This is a genomic window from Mucilaginibacter panaciglaebae, from assembly GCF_039539265.1.
Taxonomy (GTDB): Bacteria; Bacteroidota; Bacteroidia; order Sphingobacteriales; family Sphingobacteriaceae; genus Mucilaginibacter; species Mucilaginibacter panaciglaebae.
The window spans coordinates 17,695-29,841 of the sequence record NZ_BAABCV010000003.1 but is presented as its reverse complement, the minus strand read 5'-3'; the positions used below and the strand labels follow the sequence as shown (position 1 = coordinate 29,841).

Sequence of the window (12,147 nt, the reverse complement as noted above, 5' to 3'; positions counted from 1 at the left end):
CCACCAAATTAAACATAATGAAGAAGAACTTTATAATAACCATTATCCTGAGTTTATTGATCAGTGCGTCTTTCGCTCAGTCGGCGGCGCCAAATCCGAAACCTGCATTTTGGGATGATGTACAGACCATTAAGAAATATGACGGCATGTTTGCACCACCTAAAAACCCGGTGTTATTTACCGGCAGTTCGTCTATTCGTAAATGGGATAACGCGCAGTGGACCTTTGCCGAATATAATGCGCTGAACCGCGGCATCGGCGGTGCGGTTACCGGCGATATCATCCGTTACCTAAACGATATAGTATTCAAATATCAGCCTAAACAAATTGTGATCTATGTGGGCGAGAACGATCTGGTTGACGCCAAGGTACCGGCCAACGCAGATTCAGTATATAACCGTACTTTGAAACTATATGGTCTCATCCGGGCCAAAATGCCGGCGGTGCCGATTATCTATATCGGTATGAAACCAAGCCCTTCGCGCGAGAAGATCATGCCGGAAGAGGTTGCGTTTAACCAAAAGATCAAAGACTTTTTTGCTAGTGAGAAGAATGTAGTGTTTGTGGACATTTACCCACTGATGCTGGATAACGGCAAACTAAGACCAGAGCTATATGTAGGCGATAAACTGCACATGACCAAACTGGGTTATGATATCTGGGAAAAAGCCATCAGGCCTTACCTGGTTAAATAACAGGTTTTTAATGGCTCAATATTGTATGGGTGTTTCATTTAAAAGTGAAACACTTTGAAACAGTTGAAACACTTTCTTACTTTAATAGCCTGTAAATAAGTTGATTATAAAAAACGAGTGAAACACTTTGAAACAGTAGTAATACTTTAGGTAAAATACCTTAAATAATTAAAAACCAATTATTTAAGGTATTTTTTATGCCTTTTGGGAAAATGAAGTGAAACACCTTGGTTGAAACACCTCAAACAAAATTTTTATCTGACCCAATTTAGGGCAGAAACAAAAAAGGGGCATGCTGAGGCTATCCAGCATAAGCGCAAAGACCGGTAAACGCGTGTAGGCCAATGCTCACCTTCGAGAGCCTGAGGGTGACACCCCATTCTATTTTTTAATGGTCCTGCTGAACTTGTCAGGACTGAAAGCTTTAGAAAAGTTGTTATATCGCCTTAACATCAGCTGTTTTAATCCAGCCTTCGTTGCCGTTGGCCAGTTTAATTTTTAACCAGCCGCCCCCGTTGCTGCCCAGTACGTTTACCTTAGTACCCTCATGTAAAACAAAGGCGGTCGAGACCGCATCGGCAGGGCTTGTTTTTACGTTTACCGATGGTGTAAAAACAATAGCCTGCTTGTTGCTGTCAAAATAACTTAGCTGACTGGCGGCAATAGTGACGGTGCATATTGCCAAAAAAAAGAAAAATATGGCGCTAAAGAAGGAAAACTTTTTCAATCCGCTGGCTATAGCAAAGAAATACCAGATCAGCAAAGCAGAACCCACCAGCATCAGTATAATAGCAGTAGTAGCCAGCTTATCGGCAGAAAAACTAAGGATAAACCCTTTCCACCATCTGCTTAAAAAGAATTCGGGTACTTCGTCGATCTTATCAACCGTCTTGGAGTTGGCAAGGCGAATGTTGAAGTTAATATCATCGTCGCCCGGTGCCAGGCGGCGCGCTTTTTCATAATACAATAAGGCGTCAGGTAATTCGCCCTGTTTATAATGCGCATTACCCAGATTAAAATATACGCCGGCCGATTGATAACCGGCGTCTAAAATCTGCTGATAAGCATCGGCAGCTTGTTTGTATTGACTTTTGGCGTATAACGCATTAGCTTTTTTAAAAAGTTGCTGCTGATTATCTGCACCAAAAGACAACGCCGGCGAAAATATCATCGCCAAAAAGCATGCTATAAGCTTAATTTGGTTAAATTTCATCTTCAATGGCATTTATTGCTCCTTTTGCTTTTTCAAAAACTTGTTTAGCCGAAATATGTGTTACCGGGGCGTAACGCGCCATTTCGCATAGATCGAGCGTATCCAGCAATTCTCCTATAGTTTCTTCTTTAGCCAACTTAGCCCGCAATGTACCGGCTATATTTTCGCGATCCAGATCGGCATAAGCTATATTTAGTTTATTGCTTAAATAACCGTAAAGCCCCTTAAACACTGCCTCATAAAATGCCTGTGTATTGTTTGCCTGCAGTTCTTTATTGGCATTAGTCAGGTGCCGGGCAGCTATTTTACCTGCACGACGGCTTTTAACCCGTACTACATCAGCATTATTTCTGCGGATCTGGTTGCGCACTAAAAATGCAGCCACACATACAATTGGCCCCAATAACAACAACAAATAAAAACCCGCCGACCCAAAGAACCTATCGCCCTCTGCGCGCAAATCAGAATCGCCGGTTTTAATGTAGCGGATATCTTTATTTAAAAGCTTAACGTCCTCCTGATCGCCTGATAACGCGGTTACATTATTTTCGTTAATGCCCTTTTCAACTTTGATCTTGAACGATCCGGTGCTGAGCGTTACATATTTACCTGTAGCCGGATTGAAATAGGAGAACGAAACCGGATCAATCGTATAATCGCCTTTATGCCTCGGGATAACCAGGTAATTGTAAATCCTGCTGCCCGAAACACCATTGGCCGTCTCGGTTACTGTATCAGTGATCTTGGGATCATATTTCTCAAAGTCAGTCGGAAAGTTAGGATTCAGATCTTTTAACAATTTGATATTGCCCGAACCACTGATCTTGATCTTATAATTTAAAGCCTCATTAGCTTTCAGGTGATCTTTATCTACAGTCGCTTCGATATTGAACTTACCAACCGCACCGCTAAAACCGGCAGGCTTACCCGCCTGTGGCAACGGTTTTACATGTATTACTACCGGTAAGCTTTTAGCCGGATAATTTACCTCCTGCACATTACCGCCAAAAAACTGATCCATAAAATCGCGCGGTGTTGTTTGCACCCGCGCAATAAAGGTCATCTCGAACGGGTCGATCGTTATATTACCGGCATGTTCAGGAAATAAAATAGTTTGTTTAATATCGGCTACATTATAGCGCTGGCCTTTGTATGTTTCGACACGAAACTGCGCAGGTTGCGTCATTTTCACATCCTCGTTCCAAAAGCCGGTCAAATCAGGCAGTTTATTTATCTGGCTTTGCAGAATATCTACGCGGGTATATATGCGATAAGTAACCGTAACAGGCTGCCCCTGGTAAACATTATTTTTGTCAATCTCGGCTCTTAAAAACAATAACTTAGATAGGTCTGTGCTGCCTGTATTTGCTTGTGTGCCTGCGCCACCGCCGCCCGTGTTGTTATTTGGTTGACCTGTGCGACGCTTTAGCACGGTCATTTTTATAGAATTGGAGCTTATTTTCTTGCCGTTAACTACAACGGTAGCAGGTCCAATAATGAAAGTGCCCACGCGTGTGGGAGCCAATATATAACTCACCGACGAACTGGCGGTGGCTTTACCATTAATAAACTCCATACTGTTGGACACATTCGGGCCGCCCAACAGCTGGAAATCGCTAAGATCGGGCGGATTAAAATTGCTGCCGTCTGCGTTTATACTAAACGTAAGCTGGAACTGTTCGCCGGTACTAACCGTGGTCTGGCTGGCAGATGCAACAAACCGGGCATCCTGCGCAAATACACGCCCCGTTATAAATAGTATTAAGGTTAATATGCAATACTTTATCTTCATTTATATTAAGCCGTTAACGGCTCCGTAAATTTACCAGTCTTTTGCCGGGCGACCAGTTGTGCCTCGGGCTTTTTTATTTTTCAGCTTTTCCTGCGTTTGTTTTTCGTCATTATTCAACGCATCCAGCATGCGCTGCGCATCGTCTTTTGAGATGTTGTTGGGCTGCGGCTGTTGCTGCTGTTTTTGCTGATCCTGCTTATTCTGATCTTTATTTTGATTATTTTTTTTATCCTGATCTTTTTTATCCTGGTTTTGCTTTTGCTGATCTTTGTTATCCTTATTCTTACTCTTGTTTTGCTGTTGCTGTTGTTTCAGCTTTTCCTGCGCATAAACCAGGTTGTAACGGGTTTCATCGTCCTTCGGATTGTTCAATAAAGCTTTTTTATAAGCATCTACACTTTCCTGATACTTCTGGCTTTGCAGCATGGAATTACCCAGATTGTGATAAGCGTGTGCCAGGACAACCTTGTTATTGTTGTTTGATTCGGCTATCTTCTGGAATTGCTCTCCTGCTTTATCATATTGCTTTTGCTTATAAAGTGCATCGCCTAAGTTAAAGTTACCCGGCACGTTCTGCTCCTTCTTAACTACCGACTGCCGATAAGCGGCTTCAGCTTCTTTGTATCGTTTTTGCTGATAAAGCTCATTACCTTTTTTCACATAGCTTTTTTCCTGCTGCGCAAATACAGCTAAGCCCGAAAATAAAAATATCAGAATTATTGCTAACTGCCTCATGGATTCTTCACCTCAAATAATTTCACCTTACTTAATCTCAAACTTTTGCGATTAGTAATAAAAAACTCAATTACCAGGCATAATAATGCCGCAGCTAAAAAGAACTGAAACCGGTCTTCAAAGTCTTTAAATGATTTGGCGTCATAGGTTTTGCGCTGTATCTTCTCAATTTGCGACATTACTATGTTTAACCCGCTGTTAGCGTTTGTTGCCCTTACATAGGTACCATTACCTGCAGCGGCAATCTCTTTACCCATATTCTCGTCCAGTTTACTGATTACTGTTTGTCCGGCGCTGTCTACATGAAAACCAACTTGTTTATTTCCCTGATATATCGGAATAGCCGCCCCCTCTGGCGACCCCATGCCGATAACGTTAATGGTAACGTCTCTATCCAAAGCGTTTTTAGCCGCTGCAACGGCATCATCCTCATGGTTCTCGCCATCGGTAATAATGATCATCGATTTACCGGTACCGTCATTAAAATCGAAAGATTTTATACCCAGATCAATAGCAGCACCGATAGCCGTACCCTGCGTAGGCACCATACTGGGGTTAATGCTGTTCAGGAACAGTTTAGCGGCCGAGTAATCGGTAGTCATCGGTAGCTGAACATAAGCCTCGCCGGCGAAAATGATGATACCAATGCGGTCGCTATGCAGGTTATCAATTAACTGTGCGATGGCCTGTTTGGCGTTCTCTAAACGGTTTGGCATCATATCCTGCGACAGCATACTGTTTGATACATCGAGCAAGATCATCAGGTCGGCACCCTTGCGCTTCTCCTCTACTATTTTTGAACCAATTTGCGGGTCGGCAATACCAATTACCAACAAGGCATAAGCTATCGTAAACAGGATAAACTTTAATCGCGGAGCTGAGAATGAAACATCTGCGACGATGTTATTGACGACGTTTCTGTCGCCAAGCGATTGCAGCGCCTTGCTCTTCCACCGGCTTACCCAAATAAATAACAGGATAAACACCGGGATAACGGCCAGCGCCCATAAATATTCTATATGTGCAAAACGTAACATTAGGTGAGTGCTCCTTTCAGTAACGTATTCTTAAAAATAAACTCAAGTGTCAGGAACAACAAGGCCAGGATAGCAAACGGTAAAAACATTTCTGTCTTTTTATGATACTCGGTCACGTCGATCTTGGCTTTTTCCAGTTTGTCTATCTGCTCGTAAATGCTTTTCAGCTTCTCGTTGTCGGTAGCGCGGAAATATTTACCACCGGTGATACCGGCGATCTTTTGCAAAGTTGGCTCGTCAATATCAACCAGCGCTTTTTGATACTGGATACCCATTGGTGTTTGTACCGGGAATGGCGCGTAACCATGTGTACCCACCCCTATCGTATATACACGTACATTGAACTGCTTAGCAATTTCAGCAGCGGTTATCGGCGCAATTGAACCCATGTTGTTTGACCCGTCTGTTAGTAAGATGACCACCTTACTTTTAGTTTGACTGTCTTTTAAGCGATTAACAGCGGTAGCCAAACCCATACCAATGGCGGTACCATCATTGATCATGCCGTACTTGATATCGTTAAACAGGTTAACCAATACCGAGTGGTCTATTGTTAACGGACATTGCGTAAAGCTCTCGCCGCTAAATACCACTAAGCCTATACGATCATTCGGGCGGTTCTTTATAAAATCAATGGCGATATTTTTGCCGGCTTCTAAGCGGTTGGGCTGAAAATCGGCGGCCAGCATACTGCCCGAAATATCGAAAGCAATAACAATATCTATTCCTTCTGTAGTAGAATTTTGCCAGCTCAATGAGCTCTGCGGGCGGGCAAGGGCCACAATAAGCGCTATTAATGTAAGCGATCTTAATACAATATCGATATGCCTTAATTTAGGCACGACACTTTTAACCGGTGCCGAAAATCCTTTGGCAGTAGATACGTTTAAATAGCCATACAGCTGTTTTTGGCGCCAGATATACCAGGCTACCATAACCGGTATCAACAACAAAAACCAAAAAAAGAACGGGTGCGCAAACTCTATGCTTTTAAACAGTGCCATGTGCACCTCCTTCAAATTCTTTTGGCTGGTTGGTTTGCTGTGTTTTTTGAACAAACTGCAATGCCTTCTCTATACACTCTTCGTTTTCGGCAGGGACAGGTTTTTCTTTGGCAAACTTTACCAGATCGGCCATTCCCAGAATGCGTTGCAGGTTAGTACGATTATCGCCTGCTATTTCGCGCGACCTTAACGACTCGATAATTTCGTCAGTTGTTTTCTCGTAGGTTTTAATATCGTAGCGTTTCTCCAGGTATTCGCGTAAAATGTCTGTCAGCTCAATATAGTATAGTTTAACCTGATCTTGCTGCCATAGTTTCTTAGCCTGTAAAGCTCTCAATTTTTCGATAGCGACAGTATGCGGCGGAATCAGCGGTTTCGAAATCCTAACAACCGGCTCTGTTTTGGGCTTGTGGCGCAGGTAATAGATCAATCCGATAATTAAACCAATCAATATCAACCCGCCAACAATCCAAACCCAATGATCGCGCAGCCAATTAAAAAAAGTATAAGTAACAATCAGAGGTTTCTTAATGTCATAGATTGATTTGGTAGTATCAATTTTTACCGTTTGCACCTGTATGGTCAACTCGCCGGTTTTAAGGGTATTGCCACCTGCAATGAAGGTAAATGCAGGCATAGTATGCACACCGGCATCAAAACTTGTAATTACATAGCTTTGAGTAACGGTAATAAGGTCTTTATTTTTCTGATCGACAACAGTATCTCGTTTGTTGCTGCTCACCACCTGTACCGTTTTGGTTATGGTGTCACCAAGCTTCGGAAAATCAACATGCGCTTTAGCCGGCTGTACCGATACCAGGAACAGTTTGGTTTGGTCGCCTATTTTAATGGTGTAGTCTTGCAGACGTGCATCCACCTGTATGTTTTGGGCCGATGCACTTTTTAATCCGCAGATTAAAACCACCACCAGCAGCGTATAGTTAAAAAACAGTCTCTTTATTTTACTCACCTTTTCTTCTCCCGTTTTCTGAATAATGTCATTAAAGGTTTTACATAGGTTTCATGAGTACCGATGGCAGCCACATCAACACCCGAGCGGCTGAAGGTGTCTCTCAGATAAGCTTCGCGTTTGTTAGCTTCGGTTTTAAAGGCGGCACGCACATCCTTATCGCTGGTGTTAACCCACATTACATTGCCCGATTCTTCATCCCGGATAGGTATTAAACCCAGATCGGGGAACTCTTCCTCGTGTTTATCGTACAGCCTTAACGCAATCACGTCATGTTTTTTATTGGCGATCTTAAGCTCGGCTTCAAAAGACGGGCTGATGAAATCCGAAATAATGAAAGCGGTACATTTTTTCTTAATGGCCGATGTAAAATATTTCAGCGCAACCCCCACATCCGTGCCTTTGTTTTCGGGCTTAAAGTCGATCAGTTCACGAATGATCATCAGGATATGACTGCGGCCTTTTTTAGGCGGGATAAACTTCTCTATCTTATCGCTAAAGAAGATCACGCCAACTTTATCGTTATTCTGTATGGCCGAAAAAGCCAGTACCGCACAAAGTTCGGTAGCCAGGTCCTGCTTCTGCTGGCTGATGGTACCAAAATTTTCAGAAGCACTTACGTCCATAAGCAGCATTACGGTAAGTTCGCGCTCCTCGTCAAAAACCTTAACATAAGGGTGATTAAAACGCGCGGTAACGTTCCAGTCTATAGTTCGGATCTCGTCGCCTAACTGGTATTCCCTAACCTCGCTGAAAGCCATACCACGGCCCTTGAAAGCAGAGTGATACTCGCCCGAAAATAAGTGATTACTTAGTCCGCGGGTTTTGATCTCTATCTTCCGTACCTTTTTTAATAATTCCTGCGTGTCTTTTGCCATAGTGTTAGAATCAAGAATCGAGAATCAAGCGTCAAGACAGACAGAGCTTTGAATTATCAATCTCTTTATTCCGTGACGCTTAACTCTTGACTCTATTTATTAAGGTACTTCTACTGCGTTTAAAATCCCGGTGATGATATCTTCGGTAGCCATGTTCTCGGCTTCGGCTTCGTAGGTTAAACCTATACGATGCCTTAACACATCATGACATATTGCACGCACATCTTCTGGTATCACATAACCACGTCGTTTAATAAATGCATAAGCCTTTGCAGCCAGGGCCAGGTTAATGCTGGCACGCGGCGATGCGCCATAACTTATCAGGCTCTTATAATTAGCCAGCTTATATTGTTCAGGATAACGGGTCGCAAAAACTATGTCGATGATGTATTGCTCAATTTTCTCGTCCATGTATACCTCGCGCACTACTTTGCGGGCGCGTACAATATCGTCAGGCTTAATGATAGCATTTGGCTTTAACAACCCTTGCGGAGCGATGTTAGCACGCACGATTTGCTTCTCGTCCTCTTTATTTGGATAGCCGATAACCACTTTGAGCATAAAACGGTCAACCTGCGCCTCTGGCAGCGGATAGGTTCCCTCCTGCTCAATGGGGTTTTGTGTGGCCAGTACCAGGAAGGGATTAGGCAACGGAAAAGTGTTGTCGCCTATGGTTACCTGTCTTTCCTGCATAGCCTCAAGCAAAGCACTCTGTACTTTTGCCGGTGCACGGTTAATCTCATCGGCTAAAATAAAGTTTGAGAAGATTGGGCCTTGACGTACTATAAACTCTTCCTTTTTCTGATTATAGATCATGGTACCGATCAAATCGGCGGGAAGCAAATCGGGCGTAAATTGTATACGGCTAAAATCGGCCTGAATGGCTTTTGCAAGGGTATTAATAGCCAGTGTTTTTGCCAACCCGGGGACACCTTCCAGTAAAATATGGCCATCGGCCAATAAACCTATCAGCAAACGGTCGACCATATATTTCTGTCCCACGATAACTTTGTCCATCTCCATCTTCAGCAGATCGACAAAAGCGCTTTCGCGCTGTATCATCTCGTTGATGGCCCTGATGTCTGTCGAGTATGATGATGGTTGCGATGTAGTGTTAATTGATTCTTCCATTAATTAGCTTTTATTTGAGGTAGGCAAACTTAAAAAGCAATTCAATTTTTTGCCAACTAAAAACCGGCCTTAATTGTTAAAATATGTTAAATTTTGTTTAAGGTAGCAATGTATGGCCACTAATCGACTATGATTTAGTCGATTCAGCCCTCTGTCTAGCCAAGTATTGGGAGATATATAATGAAAGCGGCCCGCTGCATAAACTAATGCTGCGGGCCGCTTTATTATAGAAAATCGAAGAGAATTATTTTGATGTAAACACCTTTACATAGCTAACATATAGGGTACCTACCTGGATATTTGCAGGTACAAAATTATCATAAAAAAGGCCGCCTATAGGTAAGCTTAAACCAAGAGCTTGCTGTTTGTTAAAAAGTTTAGAAACGTCGCCGGTTTTTGTTTCAACCAATTTACCATCTACATAATATTTAAGCGAAGTTTGGCTCCATTCGGTCATAAAAACATGATAACAGCTTGCGAGGTCTGAGCTAACCGGATTGTATTGCATACCGCCGGTTACTGTATTTTGTGACGATTGTGTGCCATAAAAATAATTAGTAGAATATTCTCTTGTATCATTTCCGCCCACCTGGAAAAAGTTAATTTGTCCATTTGTAGGCCAGTTTTCGCCAAAACTATTAAACACAGAGGTGAGACCATAACCAGAAGCCACTTTAGCTCTGGCAACTATCATCACTTTTGGCGTAGCAGTACTGGCAGAAAATGTCTGATTACTTGTTATTGAAGCCGATGTATAATTAAAAGCTTTCTGTGCTGTACTACCTACGGTTACCGGGCCGGTTACATCTTGTTTTAGTGCTGATATTTGCAGTTCTCCGTTTACAGTTTTTGCATTTGCCGGCTCGTTACACATTACTTCGTTTGTAACACCACCTGTAAAGGCGACCCAGTTAGATAAATCTCCGTTAAACTCATCGTTGAATGCTATAGTCCAGCCGTGGTTGGTAAGCGTTGTGTCGCTAAAATCGTAATCGCAGATAGTTGTGGTAGTTACGGGGTTGGTGGGTGTAGACGATGTACCGCCGGACTGGGAACCTCCTGTAGTCGTTTTAGGTGGCGGCGCAACCTTATTTTTTTGGCAACTACTGAATGATACCAGTAAGCACCCCGAAATTAAGATAGTAAACATAGATGTTTTCATAATAGTTAGATTAAATATTAATTAAAAATACATTAAACAACAACACCGGAGTTAAACACGGTCATCAACCACCCTAATATTGGAAACATTTTTAACCAGAATTTTTATTCCATGCTGTCTAAGATCATTTTGTTATCAAATCACGAGCCACAGATGGTTCTGTTTGAAATAATTTAAATAGAAGTTTATTTAAGCGGGTATTAAAAAACATTAAAGGTAAATTTTATTACCTTTTAAGAACTTTCTGTATACTTTACTGGTCATTCATATCACAACATGATACATTGTGCAGAAATATAAATTTATACGAAAACTTTTTTCAATTTCACGCTGTTTCTATACATTATCTATCAGCAGATTATGGAAATTTTTAACGCAAAATCTATTTTAAGGGAAAAACGATGGGTTTGGATTGACAGCGATAAGGGGATTAGCATTATACTTGTTGGCTTTGGGCACTGCCTCGCCATTTTACAAAACCACGGATTAGCGTTAAACTCATATCCCGCTATCACCTACCTCAGTGTTTTTTTATATGGTTTTAGGATGCCCTTGTTCTTCATCGTATCGGGCATATTTATTTCTGGCGGCTTAAAAAAGAAAGGTATTAAAGGTTATTCTGTTTATAGGGCTAATACCATACTATATCCTTTACTTGTTTGGGGCTTTATTCAAATTACTTTTTCGTTAATTACGTCCCGGCTCACGCATAACGGCACTACCCCCATGAGCTACATCAATCTGCTCATAAATGCCCGTGAAACAGGTCATTTTTGGTATCTGAATGCGTTGTTTGCTATTAGTGTGTTATATGCCATAACCCGGGCCTGGCTTAAGATAAATCCTGTTAAGCAATTCATTTTAGGCTTAGTACTTTACGCAATTTCGGCTTATATCCATATTAATGATTTAAATGCCGGCTCATTAACAGATATTTTTGAATACTACTTATTTTTCTCCATAGGCGATCTGATCTCCAACACTGTACTAAACCAGGCAAATGTAGAGCGCTTTTCATCATTTAAAATATTCGTTCCGCTATTGGTACTATTTTTAATATTGCAATACCGGTTTGCATCATATAACATGCATGGCGGCGCCGATGGAATAAATTATGTAGAACATAAAATGCCGCTGTTTTTTTTACTTGAGGCTTTAGTTGGCTGTACTATTTCAGTTAATTTCTCCTTTCTGCTGCAGAAGTATAACGCACTTAGGTTTTTACGGGTGATAGGCTTTCATTCGCTCTATATTTATTGCATGCAGATCATCATAATGACCATGGCCCGGGTTATCCTGGTAAACATTTTAAAGATAAGCCATGTGCCATTTTTAGTAGCAGTAATATGGACGAGCGGCATAGCTATCCCAATTCTTATTTATAATTTTTGCATGCAATTTAAGATGTGGTGGCTATTCACATTCAAACGTCCTAAAAATAAAGTGGTAGTTGAAACAAACAGCCTTACCCCGGAACCCGCAACACTGTTAAGTACAGGTGCAGTTAATTAAGGTTGAAGGAAGTATCAG

Annotated in this window: 11 protein-coding genes; 2 read left to right on the top strand and 9 right to left on the bottom strand. The window is 41.9% G+C overall.

Annotated features, from left to right (window positions below; all coding sequences use genetic code 11):
- Nucleotides 1-17: 17 nt before the first annotated feature.
- Complete coding sequence (locus tag ABD772_RS04360) at nucleotides 18-695, top strand: GDSL-type esterase/lipase family protein (protein WP_345101220.1); 678 nt, start codon at nucleotides 18-20, stop codon at nucleotides 693-695.
- Nucleotides 696-1,131: 436 nt separating this feature from the next.
- Here the strand turns inward: ABD772_RS04360 and ABD772_RS04355 are convergent, their stop codons facing one another.
- The 9 genes from ABD772_RS04355 to ABD772_RS04315 form a co-directional block, all read right to left on the bottom strand.
- Nucleotides 1,132-1,908 carry a tetratricopeptide repeat protein gene (locus ABD772_RS04355; RefSeq protein WP_345101219.1) on the bottom strand — a complete coding sequence of 259 codons (777 nt, stop codon included), beginning with the start codon at nucleotides 1,906-1,908 and terminating at the stop codon, nucleotides 1,132-1,134.
- On the bottom strand, nucleotides 1,898-3,700 hold the full coding sequence (locus ABD772_RS04350) for a BatD family protein (RefSeq protein ID WP_345101218.1): 1,803 nt from the start codon (nucleotides 3,698-3,700) through the stop codon (nucleotides 1,898-1,900). Before ABD772_RS04350 ends, ABD772_RS04355 begins: the two co-directional genes overlap by 11 nt.
- 30 nt (nucleotides 3,701-3,730) lie before the next feature.
- Complete coding sequence (locus ABD772_RS04345) at nucleotides 3,731-4,435, bottom strand: tetratricopeptide repeat protein (RefSeq protein ID WP_345101217.1); 705 nt, start codon at nucleotides 4,433-4,435, stop codon at nucleotides 3,731-3,733.
- Nucleotides 4,432-5,472: a VWA domain-containing protein gene (locus ABD772_RS04340; protein WP_345101216.1), complete on the bottom strand. Its 1,041-nt coding sequence runs from the start codon at nucleotides 5,470-5,472 to the stop codon at nucleotides 4,432-4,434. Before ABD772_RS04340 ends, ABD772_RS04345 begins: the two co-directional genes overlap by 4 nt.
- Nucleotides 5,472-6,476 (bottom strand): vWA domain-containing protein, encoded by a 1,005-nt coding sequence (locus ABD772_RS04335; RefSeq protein WP_345101215.1) that lies wholly within the window; start codon nucleotides 6,474-6,476, stop codon nucleotides 5,472-5,474. Before ABD772_RS04335 ends, ABD772_RS04340 begins: the two co-directional genes overlap by 1 nt.
- A complete protein-coding gene (locus ABD772_RS04330) occupies nucleotides 6,463-7,446 on the bottom strand; it encodes a hypothetical protein (RefSeq protein ID WP_345101214.1) in 984 nt (327 codons plus the stop codon). Before ABD772_RS04330 ends, ABD772_RS04335 begins: the two co-directional genes overlap by 14 nt.
- Complete coding sequence (locus ABD772_RS04325) at nucleotides 7,443-8,324, bottom strand: DUF58 domain-containing protein (RefSeq protein ID WP_345101213.1); 882 nt, start codon at nucleotides 8,322-8,324, stop codon at nucleotides 7,443-7,445. Before ABD772_RS04325 ends, ABD772_RS04330 begins: the two co-directional genes overlap by 4 nt.
- Nucleotides 8,325-8,423: 99 nt before the next feature.
- On the bottom strand, nucleotides 8,424-9,455 hold the full coding sequence (locus tag ABD772_RS04320) for an AAA family ATPase (protein ID WP_425562815.1): 1,032 nt from the start codon (nucleotides 9,453-9,455) through the stop codon (nucleotides 8,424-8,426).
- Between the two features lie 244 nt (nucleotides 9,456-9,699).
- Nucleotides 9,700-10,617: a glycoside hydrolase family 16 protein gene (locus ABD772_RS04315; protein WP_345101212.1), complete on the bottom strand. Its 918-nt coding sequence runs from the start codon at nucleotides 10,615-10,617 to the stop codon at nucleotides 9,700-9,702.
- A 360-nt stretch (nucleotides 10,618-10,977) separates the two neighbouring features.
- Here ABD772_RS04315 and ABD772_RS04310 point away from each other — a divergent pair, with 360 nt between their 5' ends.
- Nucleotides 10,978-12,129 carry an acyltransferase family protein gene (locus ABD772_RS04310; RefSeq protein ID WP_345101211.1) on the top strand — a complete coding sequence of 384 codons (1,152 nt, stop codon included), beginning with the start codon at nucleotides 10,978-10,980 and terminating at the stop codon, nucleotides 12,127-12,129.
- Nucleotides 12,130-12,147 lie beyond the last annotated feature (18 nt).

Coding starts and splice junctions, on each gene's coding strand:
- ABD772_RS04310 (WP_345101211.1), top strand. CDS start 10,978: ATGGAAATTTTTAACGCAAAATCTATTTTAAGGGAAAAACGATGGGTT.
- ABD772_RS04320 (WP_425562815.1), bottom strand. CDS start 9,455: ATGGAAGAATCAATTAACACTACATCGCAACCATCATCATACTCGACA.
- ABD772_RS04355 (WP_345101219.1), bottom strand. CDS start 1,908: ATGAAATTTAACCAAATTAAGCTTATAGCATGCTTTTTGGCGATGATA.
- ABD772_RS04350 (WP_345101218.1), bottom strand. CDS start 3,700: ATGAAGATAAAGTATTGCATATTAACCTTAATACTATTTATAACGGGG.
- ABD772_RS04360 (WP_345101220.1), top strand. CDS start 18: ATGAAGAAGAACTTTATAATAACCATTATCCTGAGTTTATTGATCAGT.
- ABD772_RS04315 (WP_345101212.1), bottom strand. CDS start 10,617: ATGAAAACATCTATGTTTACTATCTTAATTTCGGGGTGCTTACTGGTA.
- ABD772_RS04335 (WP_345101215.1), bottom strand. CDS start 6,476: ATGGCACTGTTTAAAAGCATAGAGTTTGCGCACCCGTTCTTTTTTTGG.
- ABD772_RS04345 (WP_345101217.1), bottom strand. CDS start 4,435: ATGAGGCAGTTAGCAATAATTCTGATATTTTTATTTTCGGGCTTAGCT.
- ABD772_RS04340 (WP_345101216.1), bottom strand. CDS start 5,472: ATGTTACGTTTTGCACATATAGAATATTTATGGGCGCTGGCCGTTATC.
- ABD772_RS04325 (WP_345101213.1), bottom strand. CDS start 8,324: ATGGCAAAAGACACGCAGGAATTATTAAAAAAGGTACGGAAGATAGAG.